Here is a 19,129-nt window from a genome sequence, read left to right as displayed (position 1 = left end):
TTCGCCGTTCACGGTGAGGCGGCCGAACGGGCGTTCAGCACCGCCGTGCAGGCTAACCGCCGGCCAGGTGTCGTTCGACGGAGGCGACTTTCGCCGTCATCGCGTCGCCGGCCCCGGCGCGCCAGTCCACCTTGATCACCGTGCTGACCCGGGGGGCGCGGGCGGCCACGGCCTCGACCGCGCGCTGCACGACGCCCATCACCTCTTCCCAGGTATCACCTTCGACCACGGTGAACATCGAATCCGTCTGGTTCGGCAGGCCGGAATCGCGAACCACCCGTACCGCTTCGGCGACGATTTCGCCGACGCTCTCGCCCACGCCCAGCGGGGTCACGGAAAACGCCACGAGCACAGACACCTGACGAGCCTACCCAGCGGGCCTGGCAGCATCGAGGATCGTGCGGATTCTGGTGCAACGGGTCTCCTCGGCGGCGGTGTCGGTCGACGGGCGGGTGGTGAGCGCCATCTCCCCGTCCGGCCAGGGACTGCTCGCCTTCGTCGGCGTCACCCACGGCGACGACGCCGGCAAAGCGCGGCGCCTGGCGGAAAAGCTTTGGAACCTGCGCATTCTCGCTGGTGAGCAGTCCGCCGCTGACGTCGACGCGCCGATCCTGGTGGTCAGTCAGTTCACCCTGTACGCCGACACCGCGAAAGGCCGCCGCCCGTCGTGGAACGCCGCGGCCCCCGGCTCCGTCGCCGAACCGCTGGTGGCGACGTTCGCGGAGGCGTTGGGGCAGTTGGGTGCCCACGTGGCAACCGGGGTCTTCGGCGCGGACATGCAGGTGGATTTGGTCAACGACGGCCCGGTCACGGTGCTTCTCGAGGTTTGACCGTGCCGCTGCGGGTACCTTGGTGACGTCGGGGACTGCGATGGGGAGGACCGAATTGAGCACGACACCTGAGTTCGGGTCGTTGCGTTCCGACGACGACCACTGGGACATCGTCAGCAGCGTGGGTTACACCGCGTTGCTGGTGGCCGGTTGGCGGGCGGTGCACGCCACGAGCCCGCAGCCGTTGGTTCGCGACGAGTACGCGCAGGCATTCATCGCCGCGTCGCAGGACCCGTATCTGGCCGACGTGCTCGCCAACCCGGGGACCTCCGAGGACCAGACGGCCTTTCCCCGCCTCTACGGTGTCCAGACCCGATTCTTCGACGACTTCTTCCTCTCGGCGGGACAAGCGGGCGTGCAGCAGGCGGTGATCGTCGCCGCCGGCCTGGATTCGCGGGCGTACCGGCTCGATTGGCCATCGGGCACAACGGTTTTCGAAATCGATCTGCCCAAGGTGCTGGAGTTCAAGTCCCGGGTGCTGGCTGAGCACGGCGCCGCCCCGAAGGCGCGCCGGGTCGAGGTCGCCGCGGACCTGCGCAGTGAATGGTCCAAGCCGCTGGAGGCGGCCGGCTTCGACGTGGAACGTCCCAGCGCCTGGTCGGTGGAGGGAATTCTGCCCTACCTGACCGACGAGGCCCAGAACACGCTTTTCACCCTGATCAGCGGCCTGAGCGCGCCGGGCAGCCGAGTGGCCGTGGGTGCGTTGGGCACGCGGCTGGATCACGACCAGCTGGAAGGCTTGGAGGCGGCCCACCCGGGAGTCAACATGTCGGGGAGCGTCGATTTCTCGGCGCTGACCTATGAGCCCAAGAGCGACCCGGCCGACTGGCTGTCCTCGCACGGTTGGCGTGTGGAGCCGATCCGCAACACCCTTCAGCTGGAAGCGGCGTACGGGATGATCCCGCCGGAAGTGGACGTCAAGATCGACAGCTTCATGCGGTCGCAGTACATCACGGCGACGCGGTAGGGACTCCTAGGGTGTCAGCAGGATCTTGACGTCGTCGCCGTTGCGGGCGGCCGCGGTCGCATAACCCTTGGCCGCCTCGTCCAGCGGCAGGGTCGTCGTGAAGATGCCGTCCACGTCCAGTCGGCCGGAGGCGAGCAGCGGAATCAATTCCGGCCAGGTCCGCTGCACCGGCGCCGTCGTCATGCGCAGCGTGATGCTGCGGATCAGGCAGCCCAGCGCGTTCAGTGGGAACGGTTGCAGGTCGTGTACTCCGACGACCGAGACGGTGCCGCCGGGCCGGACCGCATTGAGGGCGTCGGTCATCGAGGCATCGGTGGCGACTGCGTCGATCACCGCGTCGGCTCCGCGCCCGCCCGTGGCGGCCAGGATCGCCTCGACCGCTGGCGCCTTGAGCGGTGTCGCCCCCCAGGACGCAGCACGGTCCAGGCGGCCATCGACTCGGTCGACGGCGAAAACCTCCGCGGCGCCTTGGAATAGCGCGCTGCGCAGCGCACACAGCCCGACCGCGCCGAGGCCCATCACCGCCACGGTGCCGCCGAGCGGAATATCGGCCCGCTGCGCGGCCGCCCAGCCGGTGGCGAGGTTGTCGGTCAGCAACAGCGCCTGCTCCGTGCTGAGCGCCTCGGGGATCTTCAGCAGCTGGAAGTCGGCCGCGGGCACGGCCAGCAGATCGGCTTGCGCACCGGCGAGCGCGCCGCCGCCGAAGATCTGAAATCCGTTGTGGCACATCACCGGATCCCGGGTGGCGCAGCCGGGGCACTTGCCGCAGCCGGTCACCGACGACACCATCACCTGGTCGCCGACCTTGACCGTGCGCACCTCCGGCCCGATCTCGACGACGGTCCCCACCGCTTCGTGGCCGAGCGGGATCGGTTCGGCCAGGGGGAAATCCGCCTCGTAGAAGTGCAGGTCGGAACCGCAGATGCCGGCCGCGCTGACTTCGACGATCGCTCCGTCGGGGCCGGGAAGCGCCGGGTCGGGGCGGGTGTCGACCCGGATGCTGGTGGGTCCGTCGATGACTACCGTCCGCATGTCGGCGTACTCGCTTCCTTTGTCCGCAGGATGAATTGGGACCAGTCGGGCTCGCGGACCGCTGCCCAGTACTCGGGGAGGCGCCATGGGCTCACGGTGTGGATCTCGCCGTCGGGATTTTTGAAGTAGGTGTGCTTGACGGCGGGGTGCGACCACACCATCCGCTTGATCTCGGCCTGTGTCCGCTGATGCCAGGCCGTGGCCGCCTCGGCCTCCGGCTCCAGGGAATGCAGATCGGCCTCCACCAGATGCTCGAGACACCGGTTGACGTAACGCATCTGCAGCTCGGACTGGAAGATGAGGCTGCCGCCGTGGGCGAGGTGGGTGCCGGGCCCGTAGATGATGAACAGGTTGGGGAAGTTCGGAACGGTGATACCCAGGTAGGCGTACGGGCGGCTCCCCCACATCTCGTGCAGGTCGGTGCCGTCGCGCCCGGTGATCTTCAGCGGCCACAGCACGTCGGTGTGCCGGAACCCGGTGGCATAGAGGATGACGTCGAGGTCATGCGTCACGCCGTCTTCGGTGACGACGCCGCGCGGGGTGATCGCCCGGATCGGGGTGCGCACCAGTTCGACGTTGTCCCGTTGCAGGGTTTGCAGCCAGCTGCCGTTGTCCTGCAGCGTGCGCTTGCCGCAGGCCGGATAGTCGGGCAGCACCTTGGCCAGCAACGCGTCGTCTTCGCCCACCTGGCTGGTGATCCACTGGGAGAACATCATCCGGGCGGCGGCATTGATGTCGCTGACCGCCTCGCCCTGGTCGGCGTACTCGGCGTCGCAGCGTGCCGCGTCGAGCCCCTTGTCGGCGCCGGGCCACAGCACCAAAAACCGGTACCACCGTCCGTAGTACGGCAGGTGGCGCATCGCCCAGCGCATCCCGTCGCCGACCGCGTCGTGATACATCGGGTTGGGGAACATCCACTGCGCTGTCCGCTGGAAGACCGTCAGGTGCTCGACGTCGCCCGCGATCGCGGGCGCGATCTGAAAACCGCTGGCGCCGGCTCCGATCAGCGCCACCCGCGTGCCGGTCAAATCGACGGAATGATCCCAGGCCGAGGAGTGAAACGCCGGGCCGGCAAAGGTCTCGGCGCCGTCGAAGTCGGGGATGAAAGGCCGGTTCAGCTGGCCGACCGCGGTGATGAGGGCCCGCGCGCGCATTGTCTCGGTCCAGCCGTCGGCCGAGCGCAGCGTCACGCCCCACACGCCGTCGTGGTCGTCCCATTCGGCGGCAACCATCTCGGTCTGCCAGCGCACCCGCTCGCCCAGTTCGTGCTTGTCCATCACCCGGGCGAAATAGTCTTGCAACTCGTCCTGCTCGGCGAAGAAATGCGTCCAGTCGTTGTTGGGTTCGAAGCTGTAGCAGTAGAAGTGGTTGGCGACGTCGACGCGGGCGCCGGGATAGCTGTTCTCCCACCATGTTCCGCCGGGGCCAGCGTTCTTCTCCACGATCGTGAACGGGATGCCGGCCTGCTTGAGCCGGATGCCGGCCAGGATGCCGGATTCGCCGCATCCGACGACGAGGACGGGGAGTTCTGCCGCGCGTTCGCTCGGCAGGGCCGCCGGGCGGCGGGGGTCGACGCCGTCGAGGTCCATCTCCTCGGCGATCAGAGGCAGGTAGTCGTCGGTGACATGCTCGCAGGCGGCCCAGTCCAGCATCTCCCGGATCAGGTCCGAACTCAGCGGTTGCGGCTCGGGACAACCGCGGTCCCGGTACTCGGTGAGCACGGGCAGCGCCGCCGCGCGGGCCCGGGCCTTGTCCTCCTCCGACATGAAGCCCTGGATCTCGTTGAGGAAGCTGCCCATCGGCTTGAAGTCGCGAATGAACCGGGGGTCGCCGGTGATGTGGACGAGGGACAGCAGCAGCGTCGGAATGCTGACATCGTCGAGCGCAGCGGCGATCTCGGGCGTCGGGGTGGTGAAGGGCCGGCCGGCATAGGGGCTGCGCATCGCGCCGATCCTCTCGGTAAGCGGGGAAGAAAAAATTACGCTACTACCAGTGTCGTAATTGGCACCCAGGCTACCCGCGGGCAACCCCTGGATCAAGAGCGCCGGCGCCGCGGCGGCGCCGGCCGAGAATCCGGCTACGACGTGCCGTTGTTTCCGTTGGCGCCGATGTAGCCGGAGAGCCCACCGGTGCCGCCCACGCCCCCGTTGACGCCGTTGCCGCCGTCGCCGCCGATACCGAAGAACGACGGGGTGTAGGTCCCGTTCTGGAACACTCCGGCGTTGCCGCCGTTGCCGCCGTCAGCCGAACCAACGCCGGTGCCCGCGTCACCGCCGTGGCCGCCCCCGGCGAAGAACCCGAGGCCGTCGCCGCCGTTTCCGCCCTGGCCGGGGGCGGTCCCGAGGCTCTCGCCGCCGTGTCCGCCCGCGCCGCCGACAGCGCTGACGAACGCGGCGCCCAAGCCGCCGTTGCCGGCGTTGCCGCCGGTGAGACCTTCGCCGCCCTGGCCGCCGTTGCCGCCGCCGGCGATGCCGGCGAGCGTGGCGCCGATGCCGCCGTCGCCGCCCTGTCCGCCGGTGCCGAGGACGGCCGCGCCGCCAACCCCGCCGTTGCCGCCCTGGGCGAAGCCCGCCCCGACGACGACCGGGGCGCCGGTCATGCCACCGGCGCCACCGACACCGCCGGTTCCGCCGGTGCCGGTCGCGGCGCCGCCCGCGCCGCCCGCGCCGCCCTGGACGAGGTCGAATCCGACGAAACCGGCGGCGGCGCCAGCGCCGCCGGCACCGCCCGCACCGCCCGTCCCCGTGGTGGCGGTTCCGCCGGCGCCGCCCGCGCCGCCGCTGGCGAAGTCGATCCCGAAGGGCAGGCGTGCCGCGCCGTCACCGCCCGCGCCCCCGATGCCGCCGTCACCGGTGCCGGTCGCGTTGCCGCCCGCGCCTCCGGCGCCGCCATTGCCGGTGAACAGGCCGATTCCGTTGCCGCCGGCACCACCGGTCCCTCCTCTTCCGGTGGTCGTGTCGCCGCCGGTCCCGCCGGTGCCGCCCATGCCCGCCAGGAAGCCGCCGTGGCCGCCGGCGCCGCCGTTCCCGCCGTTCCCGCCGATCCCGGAGATTCCGGCGGCGCCGCCGCTTCCGCCGGGGCCACCCGCGCCGAGCAACAGCGCGTTGCCGCCGGTCCCGCCGATCGCGCCAGCGGTGGTGGCGGACCCGCCGGCGCCGCCGTTGCCCCACAGCCAGCCGCCGTTGCCGCCGGCGCCGCCGGCCAAAAGGGTCCCCGTGCCGCCGGAGCCACCGCTGCCGAACAGCCCTGCGGGCCCGCCGGCACCGCCCTGACCGGCCAGGTCGGTCGCGCCGTTGCCTCCGTTCCCCCAGAGGAGCCCGCCGGGACCGCCGTTGGCTTGAGTCAATGTTCCGCCTGCCACCCCGTTGGTGCCGTTGCCGATCAGCGGGCGCTGCAACAGCGCCTGGGTGGGTGCGTTGATCGCTCCCAACATCTCCTGCCCGAGGTTCTGCAGCGGCGCAGCATTGGCCGCCTCGGCGGCCGCATAGGCGTTGCCGGCGCCGCTGAGCGCCTGCACGAACTGCGCGTGGACCTCGGCCGCCTCAGCGCCGAGCATCTGGTATTCCTGCGCGTGGCCATTGAACAACGAGGCGACCGCAGCCGACACCTGGTCGGCGGCGGGAGCCGCCATCACGGCGGTCGGGCCCGCGGCGGCCGCGTTGGCTGCGTTGAGCACAGAACCGATTTGTGCCACGTCCGCCACCGCCGACGCCAACACGTCCGGCGCTGCGACTACGAAAGACATCTACACCTCCGGCGGTAGGTCTACCGTCCCCGGTAAATGGTAGGCGCATAACCGCGCGTTGCTGACACCACGTCAGTAACGCGCACCCGATGCCCCGCAGGCCGGCGCGCGCTTCGCTGCGGTGAGGGTCCGGCCATGATCGGTCGTAGTTGCCACGCGCCGGACCTGGCTGGCCCCGTCGGCGGCGACCGTACTAAAGTAGAACACGTTTCAATTTCGCCCGGCGTCCGAGGAGTTTGTATGCACACCGCCATCTGCGACGAACTCGGTATCGAGTTTCCGATCTTCGCGTTCACCCACTGCCGCGACGTGGTGGTCGCCGTCGGCAAGGCCGGCGGTTTCGGCGTGCTGGGCGCCGTCGGCTTCACACCCGAGCAGCTCGAGATCGAGCTCAACTGGATTGACGAGAACATCGGCGACCACCCCTACGGCGTCGACATCGTGATCCCGAACAAGTACGAGGGCATGGACTCGCATCTGTCCGCCGAGGAACTGGCCGAGACGCTGCGCAAGATGGTGCCCCAGGAGCACCTGGACTTCGGCAAGAAGATCCTCGCCGACCACGGCGTGCCGATCGAGGACAGCGACGGCGACAGCCTGCAGCTGCTCGGGTGGACCGAGGCGACCGCCACGCCGCAGGTCGAGGTGGCGCTCAAGCACCCGAAGGTGAAGATGATCGCCAACGCGCTCGGCACTCCCCCGGCCGACATGATCAAGCACATCCACGACGCGGGACTCAAGGTGGCGGCGTTGTGCGGCTCGCCCTCGCAGGCCCGCAAGCACGCCGACGCGGGCGTCGACATCATCATCGCCCAGGGCGGCGAGGCCGGCGGGCACTGCGGTGAGGTGGGTTCGATCGTGCTGTGGCCGCAGGTGGTCAAGGAGGTCGCACCCGTGCCGGTGCTGGCGGCCGGCGGCATCGGCAGCGGCCAGCAGATCGCGGCGGCTTTGGCGCTCGGCGCGCAGGGCGCGTGGACCGGCTCGCAGTGGCTGATGGTCGAGGAGTCCTCGAACACGCCCGTCCAGCAGGCGGCATACGTCAAGGCGGGCAGCCGCGACACCGTGCGCAGCAGGTCGTTCACCGGCAAACCGGCCCGCATGCTGCGCAACGACTGGACCGAGGCGTGGGAGGCGCCGGACAACCCGAAGCCGCTCGGCATGCCGCTGCAGTACATGGTCTCCGGCATGGCGGTGCGGGCCACGAACAGGTACCCGAACGAGAGCGTGGACGTCGCGTTCAACCCGGTCGGCCAGGTCGTCGGTCAGTTCACCAAGGTGGAGAAGACCGCGACCGTCATCGAGCGGTGGGTGCAGGAGTACCTCGAGGCGACCAACCGGCTCGACGAGCTCAACGAGGCGGCCGCCGTCTGAGGCGCGCCGAACGTGGTGGGTATGCGCGAATCTTGGTGCATACCAACCACGTTGGTCGACGGGGGCGTGGCAAGGGTTCGATGACGGGCTAGTCGTCCTCGTCGTCGTCGTCGCTGCCGGTGAACATTTCCCTGGTCCTGTCGACCGCGTACGTGCCGATGTCGATGGAGTTCTGGACGATGCCGCTGGCGCCGCCGGAGATGTCGCCCCGGATGATGTCGCTGGCGTGTTCGACGATGTCGGACGCCTTCTCGACCGCGTTGGTCGCGATGTCCCTGGCCGCGTCGACGGCGTCTTTGGGGTTGAAGCCCATCGGAGTCTCCTCATGGTTGCCGGACTTTGTTAAGACTCTAGACGCGGCGGGCAGGTCTGAAGTAGTTCACCAAAGTGCGCCAGTACTTTTCGGGGATCTCGGCGCCGGATCGCAGGATCCGCGCCAGCCCGGGTGCGGCGGTGACCGCGGGCCACGGGGAGCCCGGGGCGGGCGCGGGTGCGAAGAAGGAGCCGGTTCAGACGTACCCGGCCGAGCCCGCCCGATCGGAGGCCAGGACGACGCGCACCCAGCGCGGGATCGGCGGTTCGGCGGGCCCGCGGTCCGTGGGTCAGCCGGTCACGGTTCGGGCGGGAAGAACCCTGCCCCGGTGAACCATCCTTCCTGCCATCCCTGCGCACCCAGACACAGCATGGGAAGCCCCGCCTGCGACTGTGCCGCCGACTGCGGGCCCGGGCACTTGGCCCCGGCCTGCTGAACTCCGTACAGCGGGTAGGACATCACCCAGTAGCCGGTGGTCGCGGCCGGGAACTGGTTGGGCGGGGGGAAATGGCACGCCTCGGCCTGCCCGCTGGGGCCGCGCCCGAAGATGAAGCGCTCGTAGTTGTCGCAGGGCGCGCCGAGGGAGGCGTCGTAGTTCATCCCCGGCACGTCGCCGTCGTAATGCTGGTCGGCGGCCGCGCACGGCGCCAGACCGACCGCGCCGCCGGCGACCACAACGACGGTGAGTAGTTCGCGAATCATGCTCCACCCTCAGCTTCTGTAAGCCTTCGTGCCACCCGCTCCCGGCGATCCGCCGGTGACCTGCACAAAGCATATCCATTGGGCCGCGGGTCTCAAGGCGTTTCGGGTTCGGCGCCGCCGCCGGACGACCGCCGCGGGTGTGGACCAAGACGCCGCCCGCCCACGATTCCGGGCCAGTGAACACGTTGCAGTTCTTCTCGGAGATATCGCGATGATGCTTCACAACGGGGGGTGGCAATGGTTTATTTGCACTGAAGGACGACTAGACGACTTCGTTTCGAGGAGTGGGCCCATGCCAACCGCCGAGCCAGCCGCCACCCCGGTCCCCAACCTGCCACCCGGCTTCGACTTCACCGATCCCGACATCCACGCGAAACGGCTGCCGGTGGAAGAGCTCGCCGAGTTGCGGCGGACCGCGCCGATCTGGTGGAACGAGCAGCCCATCGGTGCGGGCGGTTTCGACGACGGCGGCTTCTGGGTGGTCTCCAAACACAAGGACGTCAAGGAGATCTCGCTGCGCAGCGACGTCTTCTCCAGCCTGCAGAAGACGGCCCTGCCGCGCTACAAGGACGGCACGGTCGACGAACAGGTCGAACGCGGCAAGTTCGTCCTGCTCAACATGGACGCGCCGCAGCACACCCGGCTGCGCAAGATCATCTCGCGGGCCTTCACCCCGCGGGCCATCGAGCGCCTGCGCGGCGACCTCGCCGAGCGCGCCCGGCGCATCGTCGAGGAAGCGGCGGCCCAGGGTCGCGGTGACTTCGTCGAACAGGTCTCGTGCGAGCTGCCGTTGCAGGCCATCGCCGGGCTGATGGGCGTGCCACAGGAAGAACGCAAAAAGCTCTTCCACTGGTCCAACGAGATGGTCGGCGACCAGGACCCCGAGTTCGCCAACAACGACGCCATCACCGCGTCCGTCGAGCTCATCATGTACGGCATGCAGATGGCCGCCGACCGGGCGAAGGACCCCGGCGAGGACCTCGTCACCAAGCTGGTCCAGGCCGACATCGACGGCCACAAGCTCTCCGACGACGAGTTCGGCTTCTTCGTCATCCTGCTCGCGGTCGCCGGAAACGAGACCACCCGCAACTCCATCACCCAGGGCATGATGGCCTTCACCGACTTTCCCGACCAGTGGGAGCTGTACAAGCGCGAGCGTCCGGCCACCGCAGCCGACGAGATCGTTCGGTGGGCCACCCCGGTCACATCGTTCCAGCGCACTGCCCTCGAGGACTACGAGCTGTCCGGCGTTCAGATCAAGAAAGGCCAGCGGGTGGTGATGGTCTACCGCTCGGCCAATTTCGACGAGGACGTCTTCGAGGACCCGTTCACCTTCAACATCCTGCGCGATCCCAACCCGCACGTGGGTTTCGGTGGCACCGGCGCCCATTACTGCATCGGGGCGAACCTGGCGCGCATGACCATCGACCTGATGTTCAACGCGATCGCCGACGGCATCCCGAACCTGGAGTCGATCGGCCAGCCTGAGCGGCTGCGGTCGGGCTGGCTCAACGGCATCAAGCACTGGCAGGTCGACTACCACACCGACGGGGCGGCGACACCGTCTGTGGCGCATTAGGCTAAGTGGGTGCCCACTCACCAAGCCGTCCAAATCCATTCTGCCGGTGGCTCCCTGGAGCTCGCCGCCGTCGAAACCCGAGCACCCGCCCGCGATGAGGTGCGCATAGCGGTCACCGCGTGCGGCATCTGCGGCACCGACCGAGCCTTCGTCCACGGCGGCTTCCCGAACATATCCTGGCCCCTGACTCCCGGTCATGAGATCGCCGGGAACATCGCCGAACTCGGCGCGGGTGTCGAGGATTTCGCGGTTGGCGAGCGGGTGGCGGTCGGTTGGTTCGGCGGCTGCTGCTACCGGTGCGACCAGTGTCGGAAAGGCCAGTTCATTCACTGCGAAAACGGCAAGGTCCCCAGCTGGCACTACCCCGGCGGTTACGCGGAGTCGGTGACGGTGCCGGCCAGCGCGCTGGCCCGGATTCCGGACGGGCTCACCGACGTGGAGGCCGCCCCGATGGGTTGCGCCGGTGTGACGACCTACAACGCGCTGCGCCACACCAAGGCGTTGCCGGGTGACCGGGTTGCGGTCCTGGGCGTCGGCGGTCTCGGCCACCTGGCGATTCAGTTCGCCCGGGCGATGGGCTTCGAGACTATCGCGATCAACCGCGGCACCGCCAAAGCCGAGGATGCGCGGAAGTTGGGGGCCCACCACTACGTCGACTCGACCAGCGGCGACGTCGCCGAGGCGATGCGGGCGCTGGGCGGGGCGGCGGTCGTCCTGGCCACCGCCGGCAACTCGCAGGCCATGGCCGACACCGTCGGCGGGCTGTCGCCCCAGGGCGAACTGGTCACGCTCGGCGTGACCCCCGACCCCCTGCCGATCAGTCCCGTCCAGCTGATCAGCCCGGGGCTGCGCATCGTCGGGCATCCCTCGGGCACCGCCAAGGACGTCGAGGACACAATGCATTTCGCCGTGATGGCGGGCGTGCGCGCGTGGGTCGAGGAGCTGCCGCTGGCGCAGGCCGCGCAGGGCTACGCGGCGCTCGAGGAAGGCCGCGCCCACTACCGCACCGTCCTCACCATGTGACCAGGGGGCCGTCTGTGACCGACACCTGGGCGCTGGACGCCTCCGACGGTGAGTTGCTCATCCGCACCCGGGTCACCGGCCGGGCCGCGCGCATGGGCCACCGCCTCACGATCGCGATGACGCGATGGCACGCCACGGTGAGCTGGGCCGGGACCGAACCGGCGGGCCTGGAGTTGGTGGTCGAGACGGATTCCCTCGAGGTGCTGCGCGGCGAGGGCGGCGTCAAGGGGTTGTCCGCGCCGGAAAAGGCCCTGGCGCGGTCGAATGCGTTGAAGTCGTTGGATGCCGGCCGCTTCCCCGACATCCGCTTCGTCGCCGAGACGATTAACAAGACCGAGGGCGGGTATCGGATCATCGGGAAGCTGCACATTCGGGGGAAATCGCGCGAACACGCCGTCGACTTGCGAACAGAGGATCTCGGTGACACCTGGCGGATGTCGGCGGACACCGGCGTTCGCCAGTCCGACTACGGCGTCAAGCCCTATTCGCTGCTGATGGGCTCGGTGCAGGTCGCCGACGAGGTGACGCTGGCGTTCACCGCGGTGCACGCCAAAGGCGACTGACAGCTACCGCTCGTGTCCCCGGTTCACCGGAAGGGGCTCGATGCCAGGACTGGCCGAAGGCGTTGCGGTAGGCGGGTTTTGATGCCAGGCGGCCCACCGCATGGATCGCGGAGGGGCTGCTGGCGTTCCTGCCGCCAGAGGCCCAGGATCGCCTGCTGGACAACATCACCGAGCTCAGCGCCTCGGACAGCAGGCTGGCCGCCGAGATCTTCGCCAGCCCGCCGGGCGAGGCCGACGGTCCCGCCGTGGACCCGCTGCAAGCGGCGAGCGAGTGGTGGCGGGCACACGGGTTCGACATCGAGCTGGCCGATCTGCGGTATGACGTCGAACGCAACGACGTCGCGGCCTACCTCGGCGACCACGGCTGGGAGACCGGCTCGACGACGCTGAACCAGTTGCTGACCGTCAACGGACTGCCCGAGATCGCGGACACGCCGGCCAACGCGGCATTCCTGGACAACTACTACTGCACGGCGACCCGGCGCGGGTAGTCCCGGATCACGGTTGCTCGGCAGCGCCCGGCGCCGAGTCGCCCGCGTCGCCGGGGATGTGCTCGAGCACTCTGGCGAGGTAGGGCTGGCGGGTGTCGGGCGCCGATGGCTGTTCCTCGGGGGTGCGCGGCTGCACCGCTTCCGCGGCGGGTGTTTCGTCAGCGGGCGCCGACGCCGTGGCCTCCGGCGCCGGCGCGGGCGACACTGTGGCCTGCCGGGGCGGTGCGACGGCCGGTGCGACGGCCTGGGCCACCTGCGGTGCCCGGGAGTGCACCGCGTGCTTCGCCGAGGTGGCGTCGCCCTTCGGGGAGATCTCGATGCCCACGGCCAGCGACAGCGAGGCGACGAAGGTGACCGCGCCGGCGGACAGCGCGGTCACCGCGCCGGCATAGGACAGGCGCCGGGGCCGCGCGGGTGCAGCGCCCGGTTCGGGCGTGTGCACCACCAGTTGCTCATCGGTGAACTCGGTGCTGCGCGCCGCGGTCAGCGCCACGCCCCGGGCCACTGTCACCTGGACCATGTTCTGGGCGAACACCGGGACCGGCAAAGCCTTTTCCAGCTCCCACGAGAAATCCTGGATGTCGCTGTCGGCGCCGACGACGACCACTCCCCCGGGACGCCAGCCGTTGCGCTCGAACATCCCGGTCAGCCACGACGTGAGACCGTCGAAGCCGCCGCTCAAGTGCTTGACGGCAGTCTGCGTCGCGCCGTTGTGGGTGTGGACCATGACGACGGTGGCGAAGTCGTGCTCGAGGATGCAGACCACGGTCTGTTCGAAACCGATGACGGGCGCGATGGCCCGAGCCAGCGTCTCGACCGCCTCGAGCAATCGGACCGGGACGATGTTGTCGAAACCCGCGTCGGTCAGCGCCTCCATCAGCAGCGCGGCCTGCGCGGCAGCCTCGTCGGTCCACGTCACGCCGACGACTCGCACCCGCTGATCGTTCGCGGCCGCCATGGCCTCCACCCGCAGTACCTCACCGGTGACCTGCTCGGCCGTGCCCACTGCGGGCACCCCGCCGCCGGCATGCAGCGGCATCTCGCGGTGGTCCAGAATGGTGCCGTCGGCATCGTGCCCCTCGGCGAGGACCCACCCGACGGCGGTCGACGTCACCGACAGTCCCAGTACCGTGTCCAAATTCGCACCTCAATCATTCGACCGCCGACGCCCTCGGTCTCACCGTCGCGCACCATGAAACCGCTGGTGCGGTAGATCGTGAGAGCCGGAACGGACCGGGAAGCGTGGTCTCCATCGGCGTGCTCCGTGAGAGCCTACGCTTGCCGTCCACCGCTGAGTGCTCCGGTCCGCAATCCCGCGCCCAATTCACAGACGCCAGCCAGCGGGCCGCCGAATCATGCCACACCCGACGCCGCGGAGCAGCACCCGCACGGCGTTGTTCGCCCCGAAACCGGCCGCGGCGTCTCATCGCCGGCTTTCCCCGCAGCGGGAATCTGGACATGTCAATGGATGTCTTAGTCGCTGCGGGAACGGTCCGGCGAATCGCATCTGCCACCGCGCCCACCTGCGCTGTTGCCGCGCCGATCGCCGTACGGGGAACCGGAATGATCCCAGCGCGCTCCGCCCTGGCGCGCGTAATCCGCAGCGAATAGCGCAACACAATTGAGACGAGGCCGCGTCCTGATCGACATTCGGCCGCTAACCACGGTAAATTCCAGCGAAGACACGCGACGACATACGACTAAGGGGCAGGTATGACAGACGTGAGCGACAAGATCCGGGCTTGGGGGCGTCGGCTAATGGTCGGTGCGGCGGCGGCCACGGCTTTGCCCGGCCTGATCGGTCTTGCCGGGGGCGCGGCGACGGCGGGGGCGTTCTCGCGCCCCGGTCTACCCGTCGAGTATCTCCAGGTGCCGTCGCCGTCGATGGGCCGCGACATCAAGGTGCAGTTTCAGAGCGGCGGAAACGGCTCCCCGGCTGTCTACCTGCTCGACGGGCTGCGGGCCCAGGACGACTACAACGGTTGGGACATCAACACCCCGGCGTTCGAGTGGTACTACAAGTCCGGTCTTTCCGTGATCATGCCCGTGGGTGGGCAGTCCAGCTTCTACACCAACTGGTACCAGCCGGCCTGCGGTCACGACGGTTGCAAGACCTACAAGTGGGAGACCTTCCTGACCAGCGAGCTTCCGCAGTGGCTGTCGTCGAATCGCAGCGTCAAGCCCACCGGTAGCGCCGCGGTCGGCATCTCGATGTCCGGCTCGTCCGCGATGATCCTGGCGGTGTATCACCCGCAGCAGTTCATCTACGCCGGCTCGCTGTCGGCGCTGCTGGACCCCTCCAGCGGGATGGGCCCGAGCCTGATCGGCCTGGCCATGGGTGACGCGGGCGGTTACAAGGCCGACGACATGTGGGGACCGTCGAGCGACCCGGCCTGGCAGCGCAACGACCCCACCGTCCAGATCCCGACGCTGGTCGCCAACAACACCCGCCTGTGGGTCTACTGCGGTAACGGCACCCCGTCGGAGCTGGGCGGGGCCAACATGCCTGCCGAGTTCCTGGAGAACTTCGTGCGCAGCAGCAACCTGAAGTTCCAGGACGCCTACAACGCGGCCGGCGGCCACAACGCGGTGTTCAACTTCGACCAGAACGGCACCCACAGCTGGGAGTACTGGGGCGCCCAGCTCAACGCCATGAAGCCCGACCTGCAGAGCACCCTGGGCGCCACCCCCGGGGGCGGCGAATAAACCCGCCCTGCTGACGTTCCGCTGCTGCGCCCGACGATTCCGTCGGGCGCAGCAGCGCGTCGAAGGCCCATGGCCGGTTGTCAGCGCTTCTTCGCGAACCGGTCGGTGACATCGGTCCACGCCGTCGCGTCGCCGGTGTGATCGTTCATGTTCCGGCACTGACCGTAGACGCGGACGATGCCCAGCCCCGGATCCTCGTCCTGGCGGTAGATGACCGCCGTGACGGCGTCCTTGGAGAGCGTCGTGCCCAGGGCGTGATCGTTGGCCGGTTGGCCCTCGGCCCAGCCGCGGGCGGCGAGCGCGCGCAGGATCGCCGGGAAATAGCTGAAACTCCGGGCACCGGCCGGCAGCGCGAAGGTCAGGTAGATGGCGCCCTGATACGGGGGGTCGTACCGGTTCTTGCAGGACATCAGGGAGTAGCCGGCCGACGAGGTGTCCAGCTGGGCGACGCTGACGATCTCTCTGGCCGCGTTGAGCACCTGGGACTCGGCCTGCTCGTCGCCGATCGGGTCGGCCGGATGGTCGAGGAGGTCGGCGGGCGTGGAATGCAGCCTGTCCACCGCCACGAAGACCCCGCCCAGCGTCAGCGAGGTGGCGAGCACGGCAGCCGTCAATGCGCGAACCTGCGTCGGGCGCAGCCATCGCGGTGGTGTCCCCTGACTTGTGGGGCGACGGTCGTAGGCGGTCTGGCTCATCGGGGTGTCTGAGTTTGTCTGGGGCCAGGCTAGCCAACTTCGACCGGTGCGGTCCGGTGTCGGTCCACAATCGTGGTCATGACCGTTGTCGGCGGGCAACCCCGCGGTCGCCGGCTGTGCGCCGTGCTCGTCACGCTGGTCGGCACGTCGTTTGTGCCGCACGCGGGGGCCGGCGCCGACGGCCCGCTCGTCGAGCTGGTCGGTGCCGCCGCGCGCCGGCTGGGTCTCGACGAGCCGGTGGCGGCCTTCGAGTGGAAGACCGGCGGAGCCGTCGAGGACCCCGCCCGTGTCCGGCAGGAACTCGACGCGCTGGGCGCGCAGGCGAGCGTCCGGAACATCGACGCCGGTTACGTCGCCCGCATCTTCGGCGATCAGGTCAACGCGACCGAGGCGATCGAATACAGCCGCTTCGCGCAGTGGAAGCTGGACCCCGACAGCGCACCGGCCGATGCGACGGACCTCTCGGCGTCGCGGTCGGCGATCGATGCGCTCATCGAGACGATGCCGAGTCAGGTCGTGGCCAACTGGGACGTGCTGCACTCGCCGGCCTGTGCCGGGCGGCTCGACGCCGCCAGGACTGACGTCGCGCGGCCGCTGGACGGCCTCTACCGGCAAGCCCTCTCGGCGGCCACGCGATCATATTGCCAGCGATAGTTTAGTTTTTTCTCACGGAATTCTAAAAATCCGATTTGACTTGTCGGTAGGGCGATTTCCGCAGATAGACGGCATATCTCGCGTCATTTTCAAATGGGTAACGCTTTGGACACGCCCGCCGAAATGCTGGGCATGAAAAAACCCGGCAAACTTCGCGTCAACGCCCTGACGGTCGGCGGGTTCGTCGCAACGTGGCTCACCTCATCCCTCGGCGTGGCCCACGCCGCACCCCTGGAGCCCAACTGGGACGCGATCGCGCAGTGCGAGTCCGGCGGCAATTGGCACGCCAACACCGGAAACGGCGAATACGGTGGACTGCAGTTCAAGCCGAGCACCTGGGCCCGCTACGGCGGTGTCGGTAACCCGGCGGCCGCGTCGCGGGCGGAACAAATCGCCGTGGCCGAACGGGTTTTCGCCGAAGAGGGTGTCGAGCCCTGGCCGAAGTGCGGCGCCGAATCGGGCCTGCCGATCGCGTGGTACTCGCACCCGGCGCAGGGCATCAAGCAGATCATCAACGGCCTGATCCAGCTCGCCGCGCCGCACTAGTGGGCGGCGCGCGCCCCTCGAGGTCTAGGAGCGGGCGCGGAGCTGTGTTTTGATCAGGCGATGGAAGGTTCTGCGACGGTTCACATGAGTGCGCCCGCGAACAAGGTCTGGGATGTGATCGCGGACGTGCGCAACATCGGGCGGTTCTCCCCGGAGGTCTTCGAGGCCGAATGGCTGGGCGGTGCCACCGGCCCCGCGCTCGGCGCCAAATTCCGTGGTCACGTCCGGCGCAACGAAATCGGTCCGGTGTATTGGACGACGTGCAAAGTCACCGCCTGCGAACCCGGCCGCGAGTTCGGGTTCGCGGTGCTCGTCGGTGACAGGGCGGTGAACAACTGGCACTACCGGCTGGCGCCCAGCGAAGGCGGCACCGACGTCACCGAGTCGTTTCGGCTGAACTCCTCCCCGTTGCTGGCCGTCTACTGGCTGTTCGGCGGCTTCTTGCGCAAGCGGCGCAACATCCGCGACATGACCAAGACCCTCAACCGCATCAAAGATGTGGTCGAGGCAGGCTGACTTGAGATCGGTTCTCATCACCGGCGCGGCCAGCGGCATGGGCCGCGAGGGGGTCAGGCTGTTCCACGCCAACGGCTGGCGGGTCGGTGCCGTGGACCGCAACGCCGAGGGCCTGGCGACCCTGGAGCGCGAACTGCGCGGTGATCGGCTGTGGACTCGCGCCGCCGACGTGACGGACAAAGCGGCGCTGGAGGGGGCCCTGGGCGACTTCTGTGCCGGTAATACCGGCGGCGGCCTGGACATGATGTGGAACAACGCCGGCATCGGCGAGACCGGCTGGTTCGAGGATGTGCCCTACGAGGCGGCGATGCGCGTCGTCGAGGTGAACTTCAAGGCGGTGCTGACCGGCGCCTATGCCGCGTTGCCCTACCTGAAGAAGACCCCGGGCAGCCTGATGTTCTCGACGTCGTCGTCCTCGGCCACTTACGGCATGCCGCGCCTGGCCGTGTACTCCTCGACCAAGCACGCGGTCAAGGGGCTGACCGAGGCGCTGAGCGTCGAATGGCAGCGGCACGGGGTGTGGGTCGCCGACGTGCTGCCCGGACTGATCGACACGGCCATCCTGACCACGACCACCGATCACTCCGCCGGCGCCGGCGCCGGCGCGACGTCGGCCGAGGACGTGCGGGCCCGCGCGCCCAAGAAGGGCATGTTCCGGCTGATGCCGGCGAGCAGCGTCGCGCAGGTGGCCTGGCGGGCCTACCAGCACCCGACCCGATTGCACTGGTACGCGCCCAGGAGCATCCGGATGATCGACCTGCTCAAGGGCCTGAGCCCGGAATTCGTGCGGGGCCGTATCCTCAAATCCCTACCCGCGCTGATGCCCGAGCGGCAGTAACGGAGGTCAAGCCGTGCCGAACCGGTTGCTCGCGGTCGCTGGTGTGGTGGTGGCGGCTGGTGTCGCGGGGTGCGCCCAGCCCCAGACCATGCCGCGCAAGGCCGCCCATCTGACCATCGACGGCGCCACCCATGCGACCCGCCCCGCGGCGTGCAGCCAGGAGCAGGCGTACCGCACCATCGACATCCGCGACCGCGGCGGTCGCGTCGAGGCGGTGGTGCTGCTCAGCGGGGCCCGGGCGATCCCGCAGTGGGTGAAGATCCGTGACGTCGACGGCTTCACCGGCAGCTACTGGGAAGGCGGCGTGGGCGAGGCGCACGCCGACATCGCCAACGACGCCTACACCATCAGCGGCAACGCCTACGGCATCAGCAGCAGCAACCCCAACAAGGTGGTGACCACCGACTTCAAGATCGCCGCCGAGTGCTGAGGCCCCCGGCGGAAGCGGCCTAGGCTGGTCCGATGGTGCGTCCTGAAAGTTGGATTGGACTAGCGGGTGGAAGTCCCGTCCCGGTAGGTACCGGAGCGCCGGGTAGCAGGCCCCGGTTCGTTGGAGAG

Annotated in this window: 19 protein-coding genes and 3 pseudogenes; 13 read left to right on the top strand and 9 right to left on the bottom strand. The window is 69.0% G+C overall.

Features of this window, described 5'->3' with window-relative positions; translation table 11 throughout:
• Positions 1-52 precede the first annotated feature (52 nt).
• On the bottom strand, positions 53-358 hold the full coding sequence (locus AC2VOR_RS10685) for an MTH1187 family thiamine-binding protein (protein WP_369738608.1): 306 nt from the start codon (positions 356-358) through the stop codon (positions 53-55).
• Between the two features lie 40 nt (positions 359-398).
• Between AC2VOR_RS10685 and dtd the strand changes: the two genes are divergently transcribed.
• Positions 399-830 carry a D-aminoacyl-tRNA deacylase gene (gene dtd / locus AC2VOR_RS10680; RefSeq protein WP_486963760.1) on the top strand — a complete coding sequence of 144 codons (432 nt, stop codon included), beginning with the start codon at positions 399-401 and terminating at the stop codon, positions 828-830.
• A gap of 40 nt (positions 831-870) precedes the next feature.
• Positions 871-1,665: pseudogene (locus AC2VOR_RS10675) on the top strand (class I SAM-dependent methyltransferase); the annotation flags it as partial.
• Between the two features lie 6 nt (positions 1,666-1,671).
• Here AC2VOR_RS10675 and AC2VOR_RS10670 read toward each other — a convergent pair.
• From AC2VOR_RS10670 to AC2VOR_RS10660, 3 genes and pseudogenes are all read right to left on the bottom strand, one after another.
• Positions 1,672-2,829: pseudogene (locus AC2VOR_RS10670) on the bottom strand (zinc-binding dehydrogenase); the annotation flags it as partial.
• Entirely contained in the window at positions 2,817-4,772 is a 1,956-nt protein-coding gene (locus AC2VOR_RS10665; RefSeq protein ID WP_486963759.1) for a flavin-containing monooxygenase, read from the bottom strand. The pseudogene AC2VOR_RS10670 and the gene AC2VOR_RS10665, both read right to left, overlap by 13 nt.
• Positions 4,773-4,906: 134 nt before the next feature.
• Entirely contained in the window at positions 4,907-6,574 is a 1,668-nt protein-coding gene (locus AC2VOR_RS10660) for a PE family protein (protein ID WP_486963758.1), read from the bottom strand.
• Between the two features lie 240 nt (positions 6,575-6,814).
• On the opposite strand from AC2VOR_RS10660, the gene AC2VOR_RS10655 reads away from it, so the two are divergent.
• Complete coding sequence (locus tag AC2VOR_RS10655) at positions 6,815-7,945, top strand: nitronate monooxygenase (RefSeq protein ID WP_369738604.1); 1,131 nt, start codon at positions 6,815-6,817, stop codon at positions 7,943-7,945.
• A gap of 88 nt (positions 7,946-8,033) precedes the next feature.
• Here the strand turns inward: AC2VOR_RS10655 and AC2VOR_RS10650 are convergent, their stop codons facing one another.
• The 3 genes and pseudogenes from AC2VOR_RS10650 to AC2VOR_RS10640 form a co-directional block, all read right to left on the bottom strand.
• Positions 8,034-8,258, bottom strand: coding sequence for an Rv1893 family protein (locus tag AC2VOR_RS10650; RefSeq protein ID WP_369738603.1), 225 nt, complete (start codon positions 8,256-8,258; stop codon positions 8,034-8,036).
• 37 nt (positions 8,259-8,295) lie between these two features.
• Positions 8,296-8,517 (bottom strand): annotated as a pseudogene (locus tag AC2VOR_RS10645) (hypothetical protein).
• A 38-nt stretch (positions 8,518-8,555) separates the two neighbouring features.
• On the bottom strand, positions 8,556-8,960 hold the full coding sequence (locus AC2VOR_RS10640; protein WP_369738602.1) for a hypothetical protein: 405 nt from the start codon (positions 8,958-8,960) through the stop codon (positions 8,556-8,558).
• Positions 8,961-9,252: 292 nt separating this feature from the next.
• Between AC2VOR_RS10640 and AC2VOR_RS10635 the strand changes: the two genes are divergently transcribed.
• The 4 genes from AC2VOR_RS10635 to AC2VOR_RS10620 all read left to right on the top strand — a co-directional run bounded on the left by AC2VOR_RS10635 (position 9,253) and on the right by AC2VOR_RS10620 (position 12,616).
• Entirely contained in the window at positions 9,253-10,539 is a 1,287-nt protein-coding gene (locus tag AC2VOR_RS10635) for a cytochrome P450 (RefSeq protein WP_486963757.1), read from the top strand.
• A gap of 9 nt (positions 10,540-10,548) precedes the next feature.
• On the top strand, positions 10,549-11,562 hold the full coding sequence (locus tag AC2VOR_RS10630; protein WP_486963756.1) for an alcohol dehydrogenase: 1,014 nt from the start codon (positions 10,549-10,551) through the stop codon (positions 11,560-11,562).
• Positions 11,563-11,576: 14 nt separating this feature from the next.
• Positions 11,577-12,125 carry a YceI family protein gene (locus AC2VOR_RS10625; RefSeq protein ID WP_369738599.1) on the top strand — a complete coding sequence of 183 codons (549 nt, stop codon included), beginning with the start codon at positions 11,577-11,579 and terminating at the stop codon, positions 12,123-12,125.
• Positions 12,126-12,370: 245 nt separating this feature from the next.
• Positions 12,371-12,616 (top strand): hypothetical protein, encoded by a 246-nt coding sequence (locus AC2VOR_RS10620; protein ID WP_369738598.1) that lies wholly within the window; start codon positions 12,371-12,373, stop codon positions 12,614-12,616.
• Positions 12,617-12,623: 7 nt separating this feature from the next.
• Here the strand turns inward: AC2VOR_RS10620 and AC2VOR_RS10615 are convergent, their stop codons facing one another.
• Complete coding sequence (locus tag AC2VOR_RS10615) at positions 12,624-13,754, bottom strand: DUF7159 family protein (protein ID WP_486963755.1); 1,131 nt, start codon at positions 13,752-13,754, stop codon at positions 12,624-12,626.
• Positions 13,755-14,329: 575 nt separating this feature from the next.
• Between AC2VOR_RS10615 and ag85B the strand changes: the two genes are divergently transcribed.
• Complete coding sequence (gene ag85B / locus AC2VOR_RS10610) at positions 14,330-15,322, top strand: diacylglycerol acyltransferase/mycolyltransferase Ag85B (RefSeq protein WP_369738596.1); 993 nt, start codon at positions 14,330-14,332, stop codon at positions 15,320-15,322.
• 80 nt (positions 15,323-15,402) lie between these two features.
• Here ag85B and AC2VOR_RS10605 read toward each other — a convergent pair whose 3' ends face one another.
• On the bottom strand, positions 15,403-15,936 hold the full coding sequence (locus AC2VOR_RS10605; protein ID WP_369738595.1) for a hypothetical protein: 534 nt from the start codon (positions 15,934-15,936) through the stop codon (positions 15,403-15,405).
• A gap of 159 nt (positions 15,937-16,095) precedes the next feature.
• On the opposite strand from AC2VOR_RS10605, the gene AC2VOR_RS10600 reads away from it, so the two are divergent.
• The 5 genes from AC2VOR_RS10600 to AC2VOR_RS10580 all read left to right on the top strand — a co-directional run bounded on the left by AC2VOR_RS10600 (position 16,096) and on the right by AC2VOR_RS10580 (position 19,001).
• On the top strand, positions 16,096-16,671 hold the full coding sequence (locus tag AC2VOR_RS10600) for a chorismate mutase (protein ID WP_369738594.1): 576 nt from the start codon (positions 16,096-16,098) through the stop codon (positions 16,669-16,671).
• A gap of 93 nt (positions 16,672-16,764) precedes the next feature.
• Complete coding sequence (gene rpfC, locus AC2VOR_RS10595) at positions 16,765-17,217, top strand: resuscitation-promoting factor RpfC (protein WP_369738593.1); 453 nt, start codon at positions 16,765-16,767, stop codon at positions 17,215-17,217.
• A 42-nt stretch (positions 17,218-17,259) separates the two neighbouring features.
• A complete protein-coding gene (locus AC2VOR_RS10590) occupies positions 17,260-17,733 on the top strand; it encodes an SRPBCC family protein (RefSeq protein WP_369741580.1) in 474 nt (157 codons plus the stop codon).
• 1 nt (position 17,734) lies between these two features.
• A complete protein-coding gene (locus tag AC2VOR_RS10585; protein WP_486963754.1) occupies positions 17,735-18,571 on the top strand; it encodes an SDR family oxidoreductase in 837 nt (278 codons plus the stop codon).
• A 13-nt stretch (positions 18,572-18,584) separates the two neighbouring features.
• Positions 18,585-19,001: a lipoprotein LpqH gene (locus AC2VOR_RS10580; RefSeq protein ID WP_369738591.1), complete on the top strand. Its 417-nt coding sequence runs from the start codon at positions 18,585-18,587 to the stop codon at positions 18,999-19,001.
• Positions 19,002-19,129: the final 128 nt, after the last annotated feature.

The organism is Mycobacterium sp. TH-M103 (genome assembly GCF_057473785.1).
Note: the sequence above shows the minus strand (reverse complement) of the source record. Positions and strands in the feature narration are given on the sequence as shown.

What these genes read in the sequence shown, in the direction of transcription:
- AC2VOR_RS10660 (WP_486963758.1), bottom strand. Translation starts at nt 6,574, where the DNA reads ATGTCTTTCGTAGTCGCAGCGCCGGACGTGTTGGCGTCGGCGGTGGCG.
- AC2VOR_RS10635 (WP_486963757.1), top strand. Translation starts at nt 9,253, where the DNA reads ATGCCAACCGCCGAGCCAGCCGCCACCCCGGTCCCCAACCTGCCACCC.
- AC2VOR_RS10600 (WP_369738594.1), top strand. Translation starts at nt 16,096, where the DNA reads ATGACCGTTGTCGGCGGGCAACCCCGCGGTCGCCGGCTGTGCGCCGTG.
- rpfC (WP_369738593.1), top strand. Translation starts at nt 16,765, where the DNA reads ATGGGTAACGCTTTGGACACGCCCGCCGAAATGCTGGGCATGAAAAAA.
- AC2VOR_RS10640 (WP_369738602.1), bottom strand. Translation starts at nt 8,960, where the DNA reads ATGATTCGCGAACTACTCACCGTCGTTGTGGTCGCCGGCGGCGCGGTC.
- AC2VOR_RS10650 (WP_369738603.1), bottom strand. Translation starts at nt 8,258, where the DNA reads ATGGGCTTCAACCCCAAAGACGCCGTCGACGCGGCCAGGGACATCGCG.
- AC2VOR_RS10655 (WP_369738604.1), top strand. Translation starts at nt 6,815, where the DNA reads ATGCACACCGCCATCTGCGACGAACTCGGTATCGAGTTTCCGATCTTC.
- ag85B (WP_369738596.1), top strand. Translation starts at nt 14,330, where the DNA reads ATGACAGACGTGAGCGACAAGATCCGGGCTTGGGGGCGTCGGCTAATG.
- AC2VOR_RS10665 (WP_486963759.1), bottom strand. Translation starts at nt 4,772, where the DNA reads ATGCGCAGCCCCTATGCCGGCCGGCCCTTCACCACCCCGACGCCCGAG.